This window comes from Neorhizobium petrolearium, from assembly GCF_029854435.1.
Classification (GTDB): Bacteria; Pseudomonadota; Alphaproteobacteria; order Rhizobiales; family Rhizobiaceae; genus Neorhizobium; species Neorhizobium petrolearium.
In genome coordinates this window covers 4,234,768-4,253,432 of the sequence record NZ_CP123000.1, presented here as the reverse complement: position 1 = coordinate 4,253,432, position 18,665 = coordinate 4,234,768, and the positions used below count along the sequence as shown (strand labels likewise).

General features: G+C 61.4%; 20 protein-coding genes. 8 read left to right on the top strand and 12 right to left on the bottom strand.

Translation table 11 applies throughout. The features are described 5' to 3' along the window. Positions 1 to 5: 5 nt before the first annotated feature. A complete protein-coding gene (locus QEO92_RS20705) occupies positions 6 to 422 on the bottom strand; it encodes a cupin domain-containing protein (protein ID WP_227704265.1) in 417 nt (138 codons plus the stop codon). Beyond that, a complete protein-coding gene (gloB, locus tag QEO92_RS20700) occupies positions 423 to 1,193 on the bottom strand; it encodes a hydroxyacylglutathione hydrolase (RefSeq protein ID WP_037157076.1) in 771 nt (256 codons plus the stop codon). It abuts the gene before it with no gap. A gap of 80 nt (positions 1,194 to 1,273) precedes the next feature. Between gloB and QEO92_RS20695 the strand changes: the two genes are divergently transcribed. From QEO92_RS20695 to QEO92_RS20685, 3 genes are all read left to right on the top strand, one after another. After that, positions 1,274 to 2,029, top strand: coding sequence for a class I SAM-dependent methyltransferase (locus QEO92_RS20695; protein WP_037157078.1), 756 nt, complete (start codon positions 1,274 to 1,276; stop codon positions 2,027 to 2,029). 159 nt (positions 2,030 to 2,188) lie between these two features. After that, on the top strand, positions 2,189 to 3,298 hold the full coding sequence (gene hisC, locus QEO92_RS20690) for a histidinol-phosphate transaminase (RefSeq protein ID WP_037157080.1): 1,110 nt from the start codon (positions 2,189 to 2,191) through the stop codon (positions 3,296 to 3,298). After that, positions 3,295 to 4,224, top strand: a complete 930-nt coding sequence (locus tag QEO92_RS20685) for a prephenate/arogenate dehydrogenase family protein (RefSeq protein WP_227704264.1) — start codon at positions 3,295 to 3,297, stop codon at positions 4,222 to 4,224. The genes hisC and QEO92_RS20685 overlap by 4 nt, the downstream gene beginning before the upstream one ends. Before the next feature lie 9 nt (positions 4,225 to 4,233). On the opposite strand, the gene QEO92_RS20680 is transcribed toward QEO92_RS20685, so the two are convergent. Beyond that, a complete protein-coding gene (locus QEO92_RS20680; protein WP_227704263.1) occupies positions 4,234 to 5,238 on the bottom strand; it encodes a DUF2125 domain-containing protein in 1,005 nt (334 codons plus the stop codon). A gap of 66 nt (positions 5,239 to 5,304) precedes the next feature. On the opposite strand from QEO92_RS20680, the gene QEO92_RS20675 reads away from it, so the two are divergent. Then, the gene (locus QEO92_RS20675) at positions 5,305 to 5,841 is read left to right on the top strand and encodes a gamma-glutamylcyclotransferase (protein ID WP_227704262.1); all 537 of its coding nucleotides are present in this window, start codon (positions 5,305 to 5,307) and stop codon (positions 5,839 to 5,841) included. Here the strand turns inward: QEO92_RS20675 and QEO92_RS20670 are convergent. The 4 genes from QEO92_RS20670 to ftsE all read right to left on the bottom strand — a co-directional run bounded on the left by QEO92_RS20670 (position 5,826) and on the right by ftsE (position 9,215). Continuing rightward, positions 5,826 to 6,617 (bottom strand): lysophospholipid acyltransferase family protein, encoded by a 792-nt coding sequence (locus QEO92_RS20670; protein ID WP_227704261.1) that lies wholly within the window; start codon positions 6,615 to 6,617, stop codon positions 5,826 to 5,828. The genes QEO92_RS20675 and QEO92_RS20670 overlap by 16 nt on opposite strands. 94 nt (positions 6,618 to 6,711) lie before the next feature. Further along, positions 6,712 to 7,443 (bottom strand): YdcF family protein, encoded by a 732-nt coding sequence (locus tag QEO92_RS20665; protein WP_210053848.1) that lies wholly within the window; start codon positions 7,441 to 7,443, stop codon positions 6,712 to 6,714. 64 nt (positions 7,444 to 7,507) lie between these two features. Further along, complete coding sequence (locus QEO92_RS20660; protein WP_407721650.1) at positions 7,508 to 8,563, bottom strand: cell division protein FtsX; 1,056 nt, start codon at positions 8,561 to 8,563, stop codon at positions 7,508 to 7,510. Continuing rightward, entirely contained in the window at positions 8,556 to 9,215 is a 660-nt protein-coding gene (gene ftsE / locus QEO92_RS20655; protein ID WP_037157095.1) for a cell division ATP-binding protein FtsE, read from the bottom strand. The genes QEO92_RS20660 and ftsE overlap by 8 nt, the downstream gene beginning before the upstream one ends. Before the next feature lie 205 nt (positions 9,216 to 9,420). Here ftsE and QEO92_RS20650 point away from each other — a divergent pair, with 205 nt between their 5' ends. The 3 genes from QEO92_RS20650 (at position 9,421) to QEO92_RS20640 (ending at position 11,157) form a co-directional block, all read left to right on the top strand. Beyond that, positions 9,421 to 10,077, top strand: coding sequence for a hypothetical protein (locus QEO92_RS20650; protein WP_227704260.1), 657 nt, complete (start codon positions 9,421 to 9,423; stop codon positions 10,075 to 10,077). A gap of 60 nt (positions 10,078 to 10,137) precedes the next feature. After that, positions 10,138 to 10,680: a hypoxanthine phosphoribosyltransferase gene (gene hpt / locus QEO92_RS20645; RefSeq protein ID WP_037157097.1), complete on the top strand. Its 543-nt coding sequence runs from the start codon at positions 10,138 to 10,140 to the stop codon at positions 10,678 to 10,680. A gap of 117 nt (positions 10,681 to 10,797) precedes the next feature. Beyond that, positions 10,798 to 11,157, top strand: coding sequence for a response regulator (locus tag QEO92_RS20640; protein WP_037157340.1), 360 nt, complete (start codon positions 10,798 to 10,800; stop codon positions 11,155 to 11,157). A gap of 190 nt (positions 11,158 to 11,347) precedes the next feature. Here the strand turns inward: QEO92_RS20640 and QEO92_RS20635 are convergent, their stop codons facing one another. From QEO92_RS20635 to argH, 4 genes are all read right to left on the bottom strand, one after another. Then, positions 11,348 to 14,068: a TIGR02302 family protein gene (locus tag QEO92_RS20635; protein WP_227704259.1), complete on the bottom strand. Its 2,721-nt coding sequence runs from the start codon at positions 14,066 to 14,068 to the stop codon at positions 11,348 to 11,350. 134 nt (positions 14,069 to 14,202) lie between these two features. Then, on the bottom strand, positions 14,203 to 15,471 hold the full coding sequence (lysA, locus tag QEO92_RS20630) for a diaminopimelate decarboxylase (protein ID WP_227704258.1): 1,269 nt from the start codon (positions 15,469 to 15,471) through the stop codon (positions 14,203 to 14,205). 17 nt (positions 15,472 to 15,488) lie between these two features. Beyond that, on the bottom strand, positions 15,489 to 15,698 hold the full coding sequence (lptM, locus tag QEO92_RS20625) for an LPS translocon maturation chaperone LptM (RefSeq protein ID WP_037157103.1): 210 nt from the start codon (positions 15,696 to 15,698) through the stop codon (positions 15,489 to 15,491). An 88-nt stretch (positions 15,699 to 15,786) separates the two neighbouring features. Then, positions 15,787 to 17,190, bottom strand: coding sequence for an argininosuccinate lyase (argH, locus tag QEO92_RS20620; protein ID WP_227704257.1), 1,404 nt, complete (start codon positions 17,188 to 17,190; stop codon positions 15,787 to 15,789). Positions 17,191 to 17,214: 24 nt separating this feature from the next. On the opposite strand from argH, the gene tlpA reads away from it, so the two are divergent. Beyond that, entirely contained in the window at positions 17,215 to 17,877 is a 663-nt protein-coding gene (gene tlpA, locus QEO92_RS20615; RefSeq protein WP_227704256.1) for a thiol:disulfide interchange protein TlpA, read from the top strand. Positions 17,878 to 17,896: 19 nt separating this feature from the next. Here the strand turns inward: tlpA and QEO92_RS20610 are convergent, their stop codons facing one another. After that, the gene (locus QEO92_RS20610; protein WP_210053865.1) at positions 17,897 to 18,553 is read right to left on the bottom strand and encodes a hypothetical protein; all 657 of its coding nucleotides are present in this window, start codon (positions 18,551 to 18,553) and stop codon (positions 17,897 to 17,899) included. Positions 18,554 to 18,665: the final 112 nt, after the last annotated feature.

The following is an 18,665-nucleotide window of genomic DNA, read 5'->3' as shown; positions in this document are numbered from 1 at the left end:
GGATATCAGCCCGGCTCCCAGCCGGGTGGCGCCATTTCGAAGCTTGAAAACTCGAACCCAGGCGCGACCGTGCAGCCGACCAGTGTGAAACGGCCGAGCGGTTCTGCCGCCTGCCAGGCATCCGCCGGCACGATCGCCTGCGGCCGCTCGCCCTTTGCCAGATCGATGCCGAGCGTCACTTTTTCCGTCGCCTTGCCATCGGAAATGCAGAGAAGCAGCGGATCGCCGTCATAGAAATGCCAGACCTCCGCCGCGTCGCGCACCCGGTGCCAGTGGGACCGCTGACCGGCTTCAAGCAGGTAGTAGATCGCAGTGGAATGACCACGGGTGCCGCCATTGTCATCGCGGAAGGTCTCGGCATACCAGCCGCCTTCCGGATGGGGCTGCATGTCCAGCACCCGGATTATCTCCTGGATATCCATTCAGAAATTATCCTTCCGCTTGCGGATTTCGGCAAAGACCTCTTCATTGGACCTGCCCTCCATCAGCAAGTTGCGGCGGATGGCAGGATCGGCGGCGCGCAGGAACGGATTGGTTTCCTTCTCCAGCCCGATCGTGGTCGGAATCGTGAATTTCCCCGCAGCGCGGTTTTCCTCGATCTCCTCGGCTCGAGCCTGGAGGCGCGGATTGTCCGGATCGATCGTCAGCGCAAATCTGGCATTGGACAGCGTGTATTCGTGACCGAAATAGACCGCCGTCTCGTCCGGCAGGACGGCGAGTTTCTGCAGCGAATGCCACATGTCGGCCGCCGGGCGTTCGAAGATGCGGCCGCAGCCGAGCGCGAAAAGCGTGTCGGCCGCAAAGAGGATCTTGTCGTCCGGGAAATGGTAGCAGATGTGGCCGGCGGTATGGCCGGGCGTCTCGATGACGCGGACGAAGTGGTCGCCGAACTGGAACTCGTCGCCGTCCGCCATGGTCTTGTCGAGCCCGGGGATCGCCACCGCCTCGTTGAAGGGTCCGATGATGTCGAGCCCGAATTTTTCCTTCAGCGCCAGATTGGCTTCGACGTGGTCGGTATGGTGGTGCGTGGTGAAGATGTGGGTGATTTTCCAGCCGCGGCGCTCGGCGGCGTCGAGGATCGGCTTTTCTTCGGGCGCGTCGATCGAAGCCGTCAGCCCGCTTTCCGGATCGTGGACCAGGACGCCGAAATTATCGCTTCGACATGAAAAAACTTCGAGTTCCAGTGGTTTCATATCATCGCCCCTATTGCTCAAATCGCTTCGCGGGACAATGTAGGGGCTGCGTCCTCGAAGTCCAACCACTTGCCTGACAGATGTCCGTCGATATCGTTGATCTCCGCGAATTCTATCACTCGCCGCTCGGCCACCTCGCCGAGCAGTCGATTGCGATGGCGCTTTCATCGCTTTGGGCGCGGCTGCCGGAAGAGCGGCTGGTTGGGCTCGGTTACGCCGTGCCCTATCTCGATCGGTTCCGCGCCGATACCGAGCGCACCTTCGCCTTCATGCCGGCAGGCCAGGGCGCGGTAAACTGGCCGGTTGGAGAACTCTCCTCAACGGCGCTGGTCTTCGATGAGGAATTGCCGCTGCCGGACTCCTCCGTCGATCGCGTGCTCATGGTGCATTCGCTGGAATTTGCTGAAAATCCGCACGAGACGCTGAAGGAACTCTGGCGGGTGCTCGCGCCCGGCGGCCGTCTCGTCATCGTGGTACCGAACCGGCGTGGCGTCTGGGCGCGGATGGAACATACACCGTTCGGTTCAGGTCGGCCCTATTCGCGCAGCCAGCTCACCTCTCTGCTTCGCGAGACGAATTTCACGCCCGGGGCCAGTGCCGAGGCGTTGTTTTTCCCGCCGTCGAAGATCCGCATCGTCTTGAAGCTCCGGCATGTCTTCGAGCGTATGGGGCGGCGCTTCTGGCCGGTCTTTTCAGGTGTCATCGTGCTTGAAGCGCAAAAGCGGCTCTACCAGGGCCTGCCAGTCGCTGCGCGCGCCTCCCGCCGCGTGTTCGTGCCGGTGCTGGCGCCGCAGGGCGTACAGACGATGCGGATGCGTGACGTTCATCCCCGCTGACGGCGCTTCGCTTTGGGATCAGGGTCGTCTTTCGAAACGATCCACCGGAGCGTTTTGTCGGCGGCACCGACCATTCCTCGCCCCTCGACAAAGGCCGTTTTCGGCTTTAATGCCACTCAGATCATCGCCGCTTGAGGCATTTCCGAAAAGGTTGATCCGATGAACATCGTCACGAGTGAGCCCGTTCCACGTCCAGGCATCCTGGATATTGCCGCCTATGTGCCCGGCAAGGAACATGCTCCCGGTGTGGCGCGTGTCTTCAAGCTGTCCTCCAACGAAACGCCGCTCGGGCCGAGCCCGAAAGCGGTCGAGGCGTTCAGACAGGCCGCCGGCAATCTCGAACTCTATCCGGACGGCCAGGCGCTGGCGCTGCGCGAGGCGATTGCTTCCGTGCACGGCCTCAATGTCGCGAACATCATGTGCGGCAACGGGTCCGACGAACTGCTCGGCCTGCTCTGCCATGTCTATCTCGGATCGGGCGATGAAGCGATCATCACCGAACATGGTTTCCTGGTCTACAAGATCCAGATCATGGGGGCAGGCGCCAGGCCGGTCGAGGTCAAGGAAAAGGATTGTACGGTCGATGTCGACGCGATCCTTGCCGCCGTGACCGAGAAGACGAAGATGGTCTTCATCGCCAACCCCGGGAACCCTACCGGCACTTATGTCCCGGTCGCTGAAATCCGTCGCCTGCATGCGGGGCTGCCGAAGAACGTCATTCTCGTTCTCGATGCCGCTTATGCGGAATATGTCCGCAAGAACGACTACGAAGCGGGGCTTGAGCTGGTTTCGAACAACCGCAACGTGGTGATGACCCGCACCTTCTCGAAGGTTTATGGTCTTGCTGCACTGCGTATCGGCTGGATGTATGGCCCCGCCGGTATCCTCGATGCGCTGAACCGCGTGCGCGGTCCGTTCAACATGAATGCACCGGCGATTGCCGCGGGTGCGGCTGCAATCCGCGACCAGGCTTTCGTTGAAAAGGCGGTCGAACACAACACGCTGTGGCTCGACAAGCTCACACATGCTTTCGAGGCGATCGGCCTCAAGGTAACGCCGTCCGTCACCAATTTCGTCCTCATCCATTTCCCCGATGCGGACGGCAAGCGTGCGCCGGAGGCGGATGCATTCCTGACGAGCCGTGGTTATATCCTGCGGGCCGTGAAGGGTTACGGTTTCCCGAACGCATTGCGCATGACGATCGGCACGGAAGAAGCCAATCGCGGCGTCATCGAGGCGCTCGGCGAATTCATGGGTAGGAGCGCATGACGGAGCCGCATTTCGACCGGATCGCGCTGATCGGCATCGGTCTCATCGGGTCGTCGATCGCGCGTGACGTCAAGGAACTCGGGCTTGCCCGTGAGGTGGTGATCTCCACCCGCAGCGCCGAAACGCTCAAGCGCGCCGAGGAGCTGGAACTTGGCAATCGCTATGTGGCCTCCGCTGCGGAAGCGGTGAAGGATGCCGATCTGGTGATCGTCTCGGTGCCGGTCGGCGCGTCGGAGGCGGTGGCAAAACAGATCGCCGGTAGCTTGAAGCCTGGCGCCATCGTCACCGATGTCGGCTCCACCAAGGCTTCCGTCATCGCCCAGATGGCGCCGCATGTGCCGGAGAACGTGCATTTCATTCCCGGCCACCCGCTTGCGGGCACGGAGAAGTCCGGTCCGGACGCGGGCTTCTCAGGCCTGTTCCGCGACCGCTGGTGCATCTTCACGCCGCTGCCGGGCACCGATCCGGCAGCGCTCGACAGGCTCAAGGCCTTCTGGACAGCGCTCGGCTCGCGCATCGACGAGATGGACCCGCAACATCACGACAAGGTTCTGGCGATCGTTTCGCATCTGCCGCACATCATCGCCTACAATATCGTCGGCACGGCGGACGATCTGGAGACGGTGACGGAATCGGAAGTCATCAAATATTCCGCTTCCGGTTTCCGCGACTTCACCCGCCTTGCCGCTTCCGACCCCACCATGTGGCGCGACGTCTGCCTGCACAATAAGGATGCGATCCTGGAAATGCTGGCGCGCTTCTCGGAAGACCTCGCTTCCTTGCAGCGGGCGATCCGCTGGGGTGAGGGCGACAAGCTGTTCGAACTTTTCACCCGCACCCGCGCCGTCCGCCGCTCGATCATCGAGGCCGGCCAGGATGTCGATGCGCCGGATTTCGGCCGCCACGCGCTGGATCAGAAGAAGTGAGCTTCTTGGTTAGATCGGCGGGATTTCGCCGATCGGGATGAAGCCGCCAGCAAAGACCTTGCCGCGGGTGATGGTGAGGTCGAGCGAAGCGTTCCTGCCGCCGCCCAGCGCCGACAGCATCCTGGAGACGGTTTCGAGCGTTGAGGCGATCTCCGGGAAGGCCTCTCCGAGACTGTTTCGCCAGGCATCGATCTGCTCGATCCTGAGTCTCAGCTTGCCGGAGAGATAGCCTTGTTCGTCGAAGGAAAAGGGTCCGGAAACGGTAATCAGCCGACCTTGGCCGAGATCGGCAGACAGGCTGCGCATCTCACCTTGCGTGCCGTAAAGAACCAGTCCGTTCGGATCGCTGCCATCGATCATGCCGGCGCGACCATTGAGGGTCACATCGACATTGGCCGTCAGCCGGGGAAGAAGCTGCGGCATGTCCTTCATCATCAGATCCGTGCCTTCGAGGGTCATGGCCGCATCGAGATCGCTGCCGTTCTGGCGCAGATGGATTTCGGTATGGCTGGCGCTGATATCGAAAGCCTGGCCGGTTGAAGATGAGACGACACTGGTCTTGGCATTCTCGATCACCGTCGAAGTTCGCTCTACGCCCCGAAGTCTGGTGATCAGGCTCGACTGGAAGTTCTCCCAGGTGGTCGAAACCGTAAGACCATGGCCGGTACGGGCTTCCACCGGCGAATCGAGTTCCCAGACGATATGGCCGGGATTGTAGACCTGAGCGGCGGAGCGCAGGGCGCCGAAGGTGGCAGAGATCCCGTTTACCCGATCATCGATCGCGACCTTCGAGCAGAACAGGCCGATCCGGAAAGGATAGCCGCGATATTCCGCATCGCTGCATTCGGCGGAAACGCCGTTCTTCTCCTGGCTGCCGAGCAGCGTCAGGGTCCGTTCCCTCAGGGTCGATGCGGCATAGAACCAGCCGGCGGTGTAAAGTGCGATCACCAGCACAACGCCGCAGGCGAGTAGCCATAATTTTCCGCTGACGCCAGTTCGGCTTGACGCTGCCATGATGTTCTCCAATGGTGCTGAAAACGAAAGGCCAGTCTGTTTGATTTAATTGGTGTTGCGCGCGATATGGACGAATTTTGGGTGTTTGGCTACGGGTCCCTGATGTGGAATCCGGGTTTTGCGTTTGAGGAAAGACTGACCGCACGTGCCTTCGGCTTTCGCCGTTCCCTCTGTGTATGGTCGTATGTGCATCGCGGTACGCCGGAAAAGCCGGGTTTGGTGCTCGGTCTTGATCGTGGCGGCTCCTGCCGCGGCGTGGCTTTCCGGATAAGCCGGGAAGATCGGGAGGATGTCCTCGATTACCTGCGACGCCGCGAGCTTGTCACCAATGTTTACAGGGAAAAGATGCTGCCCGTGTTGCTCGGCGACGGGCGGCAGGCGAGAGCGGTCGGCTATGTGGTCGATCGTCAGCATGTGCAATATGCCGGCGCGCTCGGCGTCGAGGAGGCGGCCGAAATCGTCCGTGCGTCCGTTGGCCAATCTGGACCCAACGATGCCTACGTCTTCAACACGCTCGCGCATCTGAAGGAGATGCGCATCCGCGATCATTGGCTGGAAGGCGTGGGAGCTTCCGTGGCGGCACGCCTTCAAGCCGCGGTCTGAGCTTTCAGCTCCGCCAGGCGCCTCACCGCCGTGGGCGGTAGCGGCAGCTGCGGATTGGCTTCGACAGTCTCGATCAGCAGCTTGTCGCTCTCGCGCTCCATCGTCTCAAGGAGATGGGCGTAGAAGGCATCCGGATCCATGCCGGGCGCGATCGGCGGCAATATGCGCACCTTGAAATGGCCGGGATGCTTGATCAGCTTGCGGCGGCCCCAGAACAGGCCCCAATGGGCGACGACGGGCACCACGGGGACTTGCACGTCGCGATAGATGCGGGCGATGCCGTATCGGTATTGGGGTTCGGCTCCCGGAGGGCGACGTGTGCCTTCGGGGTAGATGATGAGCTGGCGGCCGTTTGCCATTTCCTCCCGGGTGCGCTTCATCACGTCGATCATGATCTTGCCGCGGGCGCCGCGATTGACCGGAATCATGCGCTGCTTCATCGCGTACCAGCCGAACAGCGGAATCCACATGAGCTCTCGCTTGAGGATGTAGACCGGGTCCCTCTGATAGGGCAGGAGGGCTACCGTGTCCCATGCGGACTGATGCTTCGGCGCGAAGATGCAACCGCCCTGCGGTACGTTCTCCAAACCCTCGATCTCGAACGTGGCCCCGACGATCTTCGCCATCAGCCAGTTGCAGGAAGCGGCCCAGGCTTTCGGAATCCGATAGGCGGCCTTGCGCGGCATCAGAAAATAGATCGGACTCAGCACGATCATGCGAATAATGAGATTCGTATAAAAAGCCGTGTTGAAAAGAACCGAGCGTATCAGAAGCATGAATGGAAGTTCCTTTTGGACCGCCGTTGCCTACACGAGATCGGCTTTCGAAAAAAGCACCTTGTGTCGGCGGCTCCATGGACGCGACTGACTGTCAGGGCTCCGGCTTGGCCGCCGTCTTGGTGGCCGCTTCCGTGCGCAGCCCGGTGCCCCGCTCGATGCCGATCCAATCGCGCACGGTCGCCAGAACGACCTTGCCATATTCTGCGAGCATGGTGCGCAACACATCCGGTTCGGCGAACCATGCCTTGCGGGTGAGGTCGGAATTGACCACCGGATAGGGAATGAATTCGGTCACCGGATCGGCGCGGCGCAACTCGTGCAGGCTGCGCAGCATGTGGTAGTTGTTGGTCACGACCAGCACGGACCTGTAGCCGTGGTCGTGGATCCAGCGGTTGATCTCATTGGCATTGCCGATCGTGTCGATCGCGTCATAGCCGATGTCGACGCAGCAGGCGAAGAGGTCCAGCGAGGCCTGGGTTACCTTGCGGATCTGGTTCGGTGTCGTGGAGGGATGGGCGCCGGAAATCAGAAGCCGCTGGCCGGCACCATCCCTCAGGAGACCGAGCGCCTGCTCGATGCGCAGGTAGCCGCCGGTCAACACGACGATCGCGTCTGCCTTCACGCCATCCGGTGCCTTGAGCGATGTGACGGAATTCGCAAACCACAGGAAACCGCCGAACAGCACGGCTACGAACAAAACGCCCGCCATGATGACGCGGCGTGCAACCCAGCGCAGCCGGCCCTTGCGTGAAAACAAGCCGGCGGGCGGACGGTTCGGCTTGCCGTCTGCTCCATTGTCGGGTGTCATCTGAGCCGGTGTCATGATCGTGCATAGCCGGAGATTCGTGGCGAGAACAGGGCCAACCTATAAGGGGAAGAAGCCCGGTTCAAGAAGATGGCGCTCCATCGGAACGCGCCGGATCGGACCGTATGAGGTCGATTTCGTCGATCGTTCGCATCACGGTGAACCGGGCCGTCAGCGTTGTCAGCAACGCAATCACGATCATCGTGGCGAAAATGCCGAGATAACCGGTGATGCCGATTGTGAAGGAGCCGAAGAGAGCGGTTGCCTGATCGCTTTCCGGTGTCGCCAGCGAATTGGCCTGCCACATGTTGGCAGCGGCGAACAAGGCCGCCGCCAGCACGCCTCCGGCGGCCGAGCCCTTGATGCTGATCTTGAGGAAATGCTTCTGAAATTCGCCTGCCACGAAGGAACTCTCCGCACCGACGAAATGCAATACCTCGACGATATGGCGGTTGCCGGACAACGCTCCCCGCGTTGCGAAGACGACCGTGAGGATCATTGCCGTGAAAACCAGTATCAGGACCCCGGTTCCGATCAGTACCGTCGTCTGGGCCATGGAGACCAGGCGGTCCACCCAGGTGCGGTGATCATCCAGAAAGGCTTGCGGTATCTCCGTCTTCAGGAGGTCGCGCATGGCCGCGAAATCCGGCGGATTTTGTTCGTCGATGGTGATGATGACAAGGCGCGGCACCGGCAGTTCGTCGAGGTTCAATCCGGTGCCAAGCCAGGGTTCCAGCAGCCGGGCGGTCGCGTCCTCGTCCATGATCGTGCCTTCGCGGGTGCCGACGAAGGTGAGCGCCAGCTCGCGGGCCTTCTTCAGCGCCGCGTCCATGTCGAGCCCTTCTTCGGGCTTGATCTGGATGGTGATCTCACGGGAGATCTGGCTCTGCCAGCCTGCGGCGGTCGCCCTGACCATGGTGACAGCGCCAAATGTCAGACAGGCGAGGAACGCCATGATGGCGATCACCACCATCAGCGCATTGCCCTGGATATTGGAGGGCGGCAGGATCGGAGCGGTGGGTCTCACCCGCATTTCCGCCCGGCGTGGCTGTTGTTGGGTTGGCGGCGCCGGTTCCGGCTGCCTGCCGGCCCCGGTCGCTTTCGCCGCCTTCAGGATTTTTTGGCCAAGCTCATTCATAGATGTCGAGCCGCCCCTCCGTCAGGATCATCCGGCGCGCATCCACCTGATCCATCAGGCCTAGATCGTGGGTGGCGATCACCACCGCGGTGCCGAGCCGGTTGAGTTCCAGGAAGAGACTGAGGAGCCGCCGCGCCATCGGTGGATCGACATTGCCCGTCGGCTCGTCGGCGAGCAGGATTTCCGGCCGGTCCATCAGCGCCCGGGCGATTGCGGCGCGCTGTTTCTCTCCGCCGGAAAGCACCGGCGGCAGCACATTGATACGCTCACCCAGCCCTACCCATTTCAGGAGTTCGATCACATCGTTGCGATAGGAATTTTCCTCCTTGCCGCGGACGCGCAGCGGCAGCGCCACGTTTTCATACGTCGTGAGATGGTCGAGCAGACGGAAATCCTGGAAGACGATGCCGACACGCCGGCGCAACATGGGGAGTTCGGCACGCGGGATCTGAGACAGGTCCCGCCCGAACATATGGATGATGCCGCGGGTCGGGTGCAGCGACATGAAGAGCAGACGCAGAAGCGTGGTCTTGCCCGCGCCGGACGGCCCCGTCAGGAACTGGAACGACCGCTTGGGGATGTCAAAGGTCATGTCCCGGAGAATTTCCGGACCCATCCCGTAGCGCAGGCCGACATTTTCGAAATGAATCAATGGGTGACCCAGTCTCTCGCCTTCAGATTTCTGGTGCTCGTTATCTCTTAACGACCCGGGTAAACGGACGGTAAATCACGCGCGTAAAAAAGGCTAATTTCGGGTCGCGTTTGCGAAGCATTAACCATTTAAATTTACGACTGAGCGGGATTCGTTTCAATGCCCGCAACCCCGAACATCGGGGAAAACGGGCCGAAGAGGCCCCATGAGCACGTTCCACAGCCAGCAGGGCAAGACGGTCATCCGAATGGACATCCTTCCGCCGGATCATCCCGGCCGGGCAGGACGGGTAATGCAACGTCGCGGGGAGGTCATCGACGCTCAGTTCGTCACGGTTCGTGATGTTTCCCGTCGCGCTTCAAAGCCGCGCTCGCATAACGACAATCGTAACGACCCAGGATCTGCTGTCGATGCCGAACCACTCCTGCAGCGGATGGTCGCGGCGGGCGAACGTGCCTTGTCGCGCCTATCCGCCGATTTCTTCTCGGCTGTCGTTGCGGTCGTCTTCGTCACGGTTTTCAGCCTCGCAGGCGGCTTCTCTTTCCTTTTAAACGGATCGGACGCGGCTCCGGCGGGCCTGGCATTCGACATCACGCATGTCACCATGACACCACAGGACGCCAACGGCATGCGCGTGCTGCTGATCAACGGAATTGTTGAGAACCGCAGTGGCGGCAGTCGCGTCATGCCGTCGATCCGCGCTGATCTGATGTCCGGCGAAGAGCTGGTGGCGAGCACATTGATCTCGCCCCCTGCCTCCGCCATCGCGGGCGGTCAGAGCCGGGGCTTTTCGGCGCGCGTACCGCATCCTGGTGGAAAACTGCCGGACCTCCGGCTTTCGCTTGCCGAACGGGGTGCGTAAGCCTTTTTATTTTCCGGCCGTTTGTGCTATCGCAGCGCTTTAACGGACACGGAGAACCTCATGCCCGTCGTGCGCGGCAAGACCATTGAGCCGCTTTATACCGCCGAACAGATCGCCGAACGCAACCGGGCCATGGCTGCCGAAATCGCTGTCGGCCCGACCAAAGATCTACTTGTCATCGCCATCCTCAAGGGCTCGTTCATTTTCGCTGCCGATCTTCTGCGGGCGCTGCATGATGTCGGCCTTGCGCCTGAGGTGGAGTTTATCACCCTGTCGAGCTACGGCGCCGGCACGGTTTCGCAGGGCGTGCGCATCGTGAAGGACATCGACAGCGACGTGAAAGATCGCGACGTGCTGCTGATCGACGATATCCTTGAATCCGGCCGCACATTGCTTTTCGCCAAGGAGATGCTCTACGAGCGTGGCGCCCGCCACGTCTCAATCGCCGTGCTGCTCGACAAGCGCGTGAAGCGCAAGGAGGCGCTGGAGGCGGATTATGTAGGCTTCGAATGTCCGGATTATTTCGTGGTTGGTTACGGCATGGATGTTGCCTATGCCTTCCGTGAATTGCCTTTTGTCGGTGTCGTCACCGGCGATGCGTGAAACCTGGTGGCAAGGTGTTAACCATCCCAGCCCAGTAAAGGCCAATATTTACTCCTCGACAAGAAAACTCTGGTGAGTTGCTCCCGATATGAAACACGACAGGGAGCGATGATCGCTATGGCAAAGATCCTGATTACCGAGGACGAGGATACGCTCCGCAGCTTCGTCGCGCGGGCGCTTCGTCTCGACGGTCATGAGACACATGAAGCAGGTGACGGCGCCGAGGGTCTCGAAAAGCTGAGCCAGGGCCCTTTCGATTTGCTGCTTTCCGATATCCGCATGCCGGTCATGGACGGAATCGAGCTGGCGCATCAGGCTTCCGTCAGGTTCCCGGGCCTCAAAATCCTGCTGATGACCGGGTATGCCGAACAGCGCGAGCGCGCCGATGACCTTACTGCCAAGATCGTCGACGTGGTGCAAAAGCCGTTCGCCCTTCCGGACATCCGCAAGGCCGTCGCCGCGGCCCTGGCGGCCTGAGGGCGGCAAGAGGTGACGCAGTCGAGATCTGCTCGCCCCCTCACCTTGCATTTCTGACACCTGGCTTTCAGCCAAAGTTTTGAGTTTGCTACCTCTCCTGCAAGAGGAGAGGTAGGCTGCCGCGTTCACAAATCATGATCTTGGCGAAGCTAAGCCGTGGATTTTGTCGGTGAGGAGATAATCTTCTCCGCTATCTTATATCCAGCAGCCGCTCCAGGTATTGCCGTTCGGCCTCGCCGGAGAGCGCGTTGCCGAGTCTTTCGCGGATCGCTTCAAGGATCTCGCGGGCGCGCTGCACGTCGATCTCGTCCGGCACCTTCACCTGATCGCCGAAATCCGGGCCTGACGTGGCACGGGGCCGGCCAAGCGGGTCGCGGCCGTTCTGGCCGCCTTGCGACGACATGCTCTCACCCGGGCCACGGTCCTGACCTTGCCCCTGGCCCTGCTGCATGGCCTGCATCATCTGCTGCATCATGTTCTGGGCGCCCTGACGCAGCGCACTGAGCGCGTTGCCCTGACCCTGGACTGCCTGCTCGCCCTGGCCTTCGCCAAGCGCGCGGCCGGCATTGCCCATTTCGCGCTGTGCTTCGCCAAAGCCTTCGCCAGGCTGCATGCCGAGGTCCTTCAGGCCCTTCTGCAACTCTTCCAGCTTTTTGCCGAGGCTATCCTGTTGCGCCCGGAGGTTCTTCAGCGCCTCGCGAAGCTGTTCGGCCGTCATCTGGTCGGTATTCTGCTGACCCTGCTGGCCCTGTTGCCCCTGCTGACCTTGTTGTTGGCCCTGCTGCTGCTCGCCTTGCTGTTGGCCCTGCTGTTGCTGGCCCTGCTCGTTGGGCTGCTGGTTCGGATTGCCGCGCTGCATACGGTCGCGCAGCGCCTGGTCCAGCTTGAAGGTCTGGTCCATCAGCCGCTGCTGTTCCTGCATGATCTCGCCGAGTTTGTCGATCTGCTGACGCATCTGGCTGTTCTGCTGCTGGCCCTGCTGCCCGCGCTGCATGCGGCCGGCCTGCAGATTGTTCATCATCCGCTGCATTTCGGAGAGGAGTTGCTGGGCGGCATCGCGATTGCCGGACCGGGCGAGGTTTTCGATCTGGTCCATCATGTTCTGCAGGTCGCGCTGGCGGATGACGTTCTGGGCCTGCATGTTGTTCGGCGCCTGCGGGGCGTTCTGCATCCGCTGGGCAAGCTCGTTCATGAACTGCTGCATGGCTTCGCGCAGTTCCTTCATCAGACGGGCGATCTCCTCATCCGAGGCCTTGTTCTCAAGTGCTTCGGCAAGATTGCGCTGCGCATCGCGCAGCCGGCGTTCGGCGAGCGACAGATCGCCATCCTCGATGCCGATCGCTATTTCCCAGAGATAATCGGCGGTGTCTTTGAGCTGTTCCTCGGTGCGGGAAAGCTTCATGCGTTCCTGCGCCGAACGGATCAGCAGGAAATGGGCGAGATTCGGGATGGTCTCGTCAGGACGGATCGCCAGCGCTTCATTTAGCGCGATGGCGCGCGGCATCTGACGGGTGTCGAGTGCGAAGACCTGGCGCTCCTCCGCGACGGCTGCAGCAAGCGGCTCGGAGAAACCGCGGGCTGGCAGCACCATTTCATGGGGAGGGCTTCGGCCTGTCTGGCTGGCGCCATCCTTGGCGACGAGCGTGACCCTGACACGTTTGCCGGCAAGCGGATGCTCGGTCAGGTTCCGGCTCGTCAGTCCCTTGACCTCGCGGCTGTTCTGGCGTGGCAGGTTCAGCCTGTAATCCGGCGGAGGATAGAGTGGGGTTGCAGCCGGATCCTGTTGTTCAACCGGCTCGATCAGCGCATGCGCTTCGCGGATTCCATAATCGTCTTTCCCGGTGAAGCCGATTTCAAGAGCACCGTTGACGGAGCGTCGCGGTTGCCCGTCGAAGGCGATCTCCGGCGGACGGTCGGGAATGACTTCGAAAGCCCAGCTCTGGCCATTTACGGTCAGGTTGCCGCTCTCGGCGATGTTGAGCGCGTAGGTACGCGGCGGCATCTGGTGGTTTATCTGCGGCTGCGGCGGTTGGGCCGGAGCCTGCTCTGCTGTTTGTGCACCATCCCGCTGCGGCTGTCTGGCCGAAGCTTCGGCGATCTTTTTGGCCTCCTCGGTGATGAGCGTAACCTCCTCCCCGCCGGCTTCCGGTGTGAAGATCACGGCCTCGCCACCTTCGCCGCCGGTGACGCGCACGGTGAGTGCGGAGTTCTGGGGGATGGATACGGTGTTGACCGCGGCATTCACCTCGCGACCGGTCAGGAACACCGGTGCGCGGCCGGTATAGGAAGGCGGCGTCAGCCAGGCGTCGATGCGCAGGTCGGGATTGACGCTCGGTGCAGGCGGAGCCGCGCGGAACGCATCGGCCGGCGAGCCGCCGCCGTTCGAGAAGGAGTAACCGAGCGCGATTGCAAAGACGAGTGCCGGGATGGCGCGCAGGGCGAAGCGGTCATGCCTGGCGATATCGGGCTGCGGCAGGCCGGCATCGAGGGCGGCGATGCGTTCAGCCATGCGGATCTGGTGTTCCTTCCAGAGCGCCCTGGAGAAGGGCGTCTCGAAGGCCGGCTCATCCTCCTGCACGCCGACCGGCTGGTGGGGCAGGTTGTTGCGGTCTTCGAGAAGCCGGTCGGCCTCTTCCGAGGCCGGCCAGCGCAACCGGCCGAAGGGAAGGATGGAGTAGAGAAAGGCAAGAGAGAAGCCGCCGAGCAGAACCCAGCGTACCCAATCCGGCGCAATGCGGAAAATCCCGAACCAGGCGACCGACAGGAAGAGCGCTGCTATTCCCAGAGGAGGCAGCAACAGCGGTAAAATCCGCTCGAAAAACAGGACGATCCGCGCAAAGGAACGCTTCAGCGCGACGCGGCGCGCAAGCACAGGATGCGATTCGAAGGCACCTTTGCGGATGAAGCTCATGCGGTCCGTCTCCAGTCGTGGCGGCGCAAATCAAGCTTTAACGATAACGATCTTTGTGGCGAAGACGAGGGCAGGAGGCGTTTCGCACCCATATTTTCCGGTGTTTCCCCGAAAAGTGAACGGATGTTAACCCGTCACGCCAGCCATGCGGGTACAGAATCGAGACCGATAAGCTCTTCATAGGTGCGGCGCGGGCGCACGACGTGGAATTCACTGCCCTTCACCAGGACTTCCGGCACCAGCAGGCGGGAGTTATAGGTTCCCGCCTGGACGGCCCCATAGGCACCGGCCGACGCAACGGCGATCAGGTCGCCCGGCTTCGGTGCCGCCATCTCGCGGTCGAGCGCCAGGTAGTCGCCGGTTTCGCAGACGGGACCGACGACATCGGCCTTGATGCGGGGGGCATCGGCAGGGGGCACGACGACCGGGCGGATCATGTGATAGGCATCGTAAAGCGTCGGGCGGATCAGGTCGTTCATCGCGCCGTCGACGATCACGAAACTCTTCTCGCCGCTATCTTTCACATAGATGACCTCGGTCACCAGAATGCCGGCATTGCCGACAATCAGGCGGCCGGGTTCGGTGACGATCCTGCAGTTCAGCGAGCGGAGCTGGCGCTTGACCGTATCTGCATAGGCGTCCGGCAACGGCGGCGGATTGTTGTCGTCCTTGTAGGGGATGCCCAGGCCACCGCCGATATCCACGTGGTCGATGCGATGACCGTCGGCCCGCAGCGTGTCGACGAGTTCACGCAGCAGCCGGAAGGCATCGTCGAATGGCTCAAGCTCGGTGATCTGGCTGCCGATATGCATGTCGATGCCGGTCACCTCGATACCGGGCAGGGTCGCGGCATGGGCGTAGACGTCGCGGGCGCGCTCGTAGGAAATGCCGAACTTGTTTTCCTTCTTACCCGTGGAAATCTTCGCGTGGGTGCGGGCGTCGACGTCCGGATTGATGCGGAAGGAGACATGCGCCTTCTTTCCCATCTTCCGGGCGCGCAGGTTGAGCACTTCCAGTTCCGGCTCCGACTCGACGTTGAAACAGTAGATGCCGGCTTTCAGCGCGAGATCCATTTCCTGCACCGTCTTGCCGACGCCGGAGAACATGATACGGCTCGCCGGAATGCCGGCCGCCAGCGCGCGGCGCAGTTCGCCGCCGGAAACCACGTCAACACCTGCGCCAAGACGTCCCAGTGTCTTCAGCACCGCCTGGTTGGAATTCGCCTTCATCGCATAGCAGATCATGGTGTCCACGTCGGCAAAAGCCTGGGCGAAGACCTTGTAATGGCGCTCCAGCGTCGCGGTCGAATAGACATAAAAAGGCGTGCCGACAGCCCTTGCGATCTCCGGGATCGGCACGTTTTCGGCGTGCAGGACGCCGTCGATATAGTGAAAATGGTTCACGTCAAAACTCGAAAAAATTAAAGAAGCGGGTCGAGCACGAAGGGCTTGTCGGCGACAGGCTCCGGTTTCTTCTGCTCACCCGGCCTGGTGACCTTGCGGATGTTCTGCTGTTCCACCGGCGTGCTCGGGCGGTCGAGATCGCCCTTGCGGCCGCAGCCCGCGACGACGATGCCGGCAAGGCTCAGCACAAACGCTATGCGGGCAATATTCACCAGGGATTTCGACATTCTCTTGACCTTCTTCGGCACGGCTTGAGGGAACTGTCATAGCGAAGTTCCACTCGCTTGTGCAGTGTCATTCCGGCATCAATTGATCTCAGTTGCGGGCGCGCCACCAGGCGATCTGCTTCCTCACCTCCGTCGGCGCGGTGCCGCCGAAGCTGGTGCGGCTGGCGACAGAGGCATCGACCGACAGGACGTTGAAGACCTTGTCGGTGATCGCAGGATTGATCGACTGCAGTTCTTCCAGCGACAGTTCGGAAAGGTCGCAGCCCTTCTCTTCGGCAAGCGCCACGACGCGGCCGGTCACATGATGGGCGTCGCGGAAGGGCAGGCCGACTTCACGCACCAGCCAGTCGGCAAGGTCGGTCGCTGTCGAATAACCGGCACCGGCGGCGGCGCGCATCTTGTCGGCACGGATCGTCATGTCGCGCATCATGCCGGTCATCGCGGCGATCGCCAATTCCAGGTTCTCGGCGCAGTCGAAGACCTGTTCCTTGTCTTCCTGCATATCCTTGGAATAGGCGAGCGGCAGGCCTTTCATGACGGTCAGCAACGCGACCAGCGAGCCGTTGATACGGCCGGTCTTGGCACGCACCAGTTCGGCCGCATCCGGGTTCTTCTTCTGCGGCATGATCGAGGAGCCGGTCGAGAACGCGTCCGAGAGGCGCACGAAGCCGAATTGCGGCGTCGACCAGATGACGATTTCTTCGGCGAGACGCGACAGGTGCACGGCGCAGATCGCTGCGACGGACAGGAATTCCAGCGCGAAATCGCGGTCGGAGACGGTGTCGATCGAGTTGCGGGTCGGCTCGCGGAAGCCGAGCGCCTTTGCCGTCATGTGGCGGTCGATCGGGTAGGGCGTGCCGGCAAGCGCCGCGGCGCCGATCGGGCTTTCATCGAGATGGTCGATCGCGTGGCGCACGCGGGCGCGGTCACGGCCGAACATTTCCACATAGGCCATGCAGTGATGGCCGAAGGTGACCGGTTGGGCGGTCTGCAGATGCGTGAAGCCCGGCATGACCGTTTCGGCATGCTCTTCCGCGCGATCCAAAAAGGCGGCGATGAGGTCAGTCAGCATCCGCTCGGTCTTGGCGAGCTCTTCCTTGACCCACAGGCGGAAATCGAGCGCCACCTGGTCGTTGCGGGAGCGGGCGGTATGCAGGCGGCCGGCGGCAGGACCGATCAAGGTGGCCAGCCGCGCCTCGATGTTCATGTGGATGTCTTCGAGCTTTCTGGAGAATTCGAACTTTCCGCTCTCGATCTCTGACATGATCGTGTTCAGGCCGGACAAGATCTTGTCTTTATCTTCGCGGGAAATGATGCCTTTCTCCGCCAGCATGGTCGCATGCGCTATAGAGCCGCGGATATCCTGGGCATAGAGCTTCTTGTCGAAACCGATCGAGGCATTTATCTCCTCCATGATCGCGTCCGGTCCCGAAGCGAAGCGCCCGCCCCACATCTGGTTGGAAGATGCCGCGTCCTTCGTGCCCTCGGTCATGATGCCTAAGTCCTGGAGTAGTTGATGACGACCAAAAGACCTTTCGGCCTTCCTTCCGCCCGGTTGATCGTGATTGCCGCCGTTCTCGGAATTCTTGCCGGCGCCGTGGCGGTATACGTGAGGAATATGGGGTCTGGCAATGGTGAGGATGCCCTGTTGGCGGGATCATCCGGCGCCTGCGAGGGCGCGATCGAGAAGGTGAAGTCCGTCTCGCAGTTCTCCAAGGGCCAGGTTGCCGCCATGGTCGCTGCACAGCCGCCCCGACCGCTCGATCTTGCTTTCAAAGGCCCTGACGGAAGGGACCTCAAGACCGCCGATTTCGCCGGCAAGACCGTGCTTCTCAATCTCTGGGCCACCTGGTGCGGTCCCTGCCGCGAAGAAATGCCGGCGCTGAACGCATTGCAGAAGGAGATGGGCGGTGCGGATTTCGAGGTGGTGGCCGTCAATATCGACACGGGCGGTGACGAAAAGCCGAAGGCGTTCCTCGCCGAATACGGTGTCGATCAGCTTGGCTATTATCGCGACAGTTCGATGGGCGTCTTCAATAGCTTGAAAAAAGAGGGCCTCGCCTTCGGCCTGCCGGTGACGCTGATCATGGACAAAAAGGGCTGCCTGATCTCGGCCATGAACGGTCCGGCGGCCTGGGACAGCCCGGACGCCAAGGCGCTGATCACCGCCGCGAAATAATCCTGTCTTCGGGCACCGCTCAGTAAAGCGGCGCCAGATCCACTCCGTAGAAGAGGCCGCGGCCAACCCGGCCTTCGCTCCGTTCGACCGAGATACCGAATTCGGCTGCGATCTCCCTGACGATTGCGGCTTTGATATTGGCGTCCACCCCGGCCTTGTAGGTCAGCTTGTAGTCGAGGTCCGCTTTGAAGACAGCACGGACGATATGGGCATTGGCTTTCTCGCGCTGCTTCCTGAGTATATTCCTGCATTCGGGTCCAAGACTGTTCTCGATCATCTCGAGTTTATCCAACCCGTATTCCTGATATTCGATATTGCTGAACTTCATCGTCAGGTTGCTGACATAGCTGGCGCTGACGCCGAGCCCCAGCGCCTTGAGATTGTCCGCGCTGAAGGAAAAATTTTTCGCGCTGCCGAAGTCGGTGATCTCGGCACCGGATTTTTCCGGGTTTCCGGGAAACTTCACGAATTCCGGCGAGCAGATGTAGCCAAGGGATACGTCCTGCTTGTCGTTGTAGGCGTTCGCCCGTTTCCAGACGATGTTACCCGGGCCATAATTGGTGCTGGGCGGGACCGTCGTCAGGTAGCCCGCCTTTCTGACAATGGTCCTTGGGTTTTCGGAAGTGCAGCCGCAGATCAAGGCAGCGGCCAGGACGAGAATTGAGCATTTGTGCATTGATGATCCCCCGAGTCGATGACGACAATGTAGGGATCACACGTATCGCGTGTCTACTTACCGAGTAAATCCTAAGGCTGCATTTGGCGAGGCATCAGGTTGTCTCCGGCAA

Bases quoted from the DNA above. Each gene is read 5' to 3' on its own strand.
- QEO92_RS20640 (WP_037157340.1), top strand. From the start codon at position 10,798: ATGGCAAAGATCCTGATTACCGAGGACGAGGATACGCTCCGCAGCTTC.
- gloB (WP_037157076.1), bottom strand. From the start codon at position 1,193: ATGAAACCACTGGAACTCGAAGTTTTTTCATGTCGAAGCGATAATTTC.
- argH (WP_227704257.1), bottom strand. From the start codon at position 17,190: ATGACCGAGGGCACGAAGGACGCGGCATCTTCCAACCAGATGTGGGGC.
- QEO92_RS20635 (WP_227704259.1), bottom strand. From the start codon at position 14,068: ATGAGCTTCATCCGCAAAGGTGCCTTCGAATCGCATCCTGTGCTTGCG.
- QEO92_RS20665 (WP_210053848.1), bottom strand. From the start codon at position 7,443: ATGACACCGGCTCAGATGACACCCGACAATGGAGCAGACGGCAAGCCG.
- lptM (WP_037157103.1), bottom strand. From the start codon at position 15,698: ATGTCGAAATCCCTGGTGAATATTGCCCGCATAGCGTTTGTGCTGAGC.
- QEO92_RS20670 (WP_227704261.1), bottom strand. From the start codon at position 6,617: ATGCTTCTGATACGCTCGGTTCTTTTCAACACGGCTTTTTATACGAAT.
- hpt (WP_037157097.1), top strand. From the start codon at position 10,138: ATGCCCGTCGTGCGCGGCAAGACCATTGAGCCGCTTTATACCGCCGAA.
- hisC (WP_037157080.1), top strand. From the start codon at position 2,189: ATGAACATCGTCACGAGTGAGCCCGTTCCACGTCCAGGCATCCTGGAT.
- QEO92_RS20705 (WP_227704265.1), bottom strand. From the start codon at position 422: ATGGATATCCAGGAGATAATCCGGGTGCTGGACATGCAGCCCCATCCG.
- QEO92_RS20610 (WP_210053865.1), bottom strand. From the start codon at position 18,553: ATGCACAAATGCTCAATTCTCGTCCTGGCCGCTGCCTTGATCTGCGGC.
- QEO92_RS20680 (WP_227704263.1), bottom strand. From the start codon at position 5,238: ATGGCAGCGTCAAGCCGAACTGGCGTCAGCGGAAAATTATGGCTACTC.
- QEO92_RS20650 (WP_227704260.1), top strand. From the start codon at position 9,421: ATGAGCACGTTCCACAGCCAGCAGGGCAAGACGGTCATCCGAATGGAC.
- QEO92_RS20685 (WP_227704264.1), top strand. From the start codon at position 3,295: ATGACGGAGCCGCATTTCGACCGGATCGCGCTGATCGGCATCGGTCTC.
- QEO92_RS20675 (WP_227704262.1), top strand. From the start codon at position 5,305: ATGGACGAATTTTGGGTGTTTGGCTACGGGTCCCTGATGTGGAATCCG.
- QEO92_RS20695 (WP_037157078.1), top strand. From the start codon at position 1,274: ATGTCCGTCGATATCGTTGATCTCCGCGAATTCTATCACTCGCCGCTC.
- tlpA (WP_227704256.1), top strand. From the start codon at position 17,215: ATGACGACCAAAAGACCTTTCGGCCTTCCTTCCGCCCGGTTGATCGTG.
- QEO92_RS20660 (WP_407721650.1), bottom strand. From the start codon at position 8,563: ATGAATGAGCTTGGCCAAAAAATCCTGAAGGCGGCGAAAGCGACCGGG.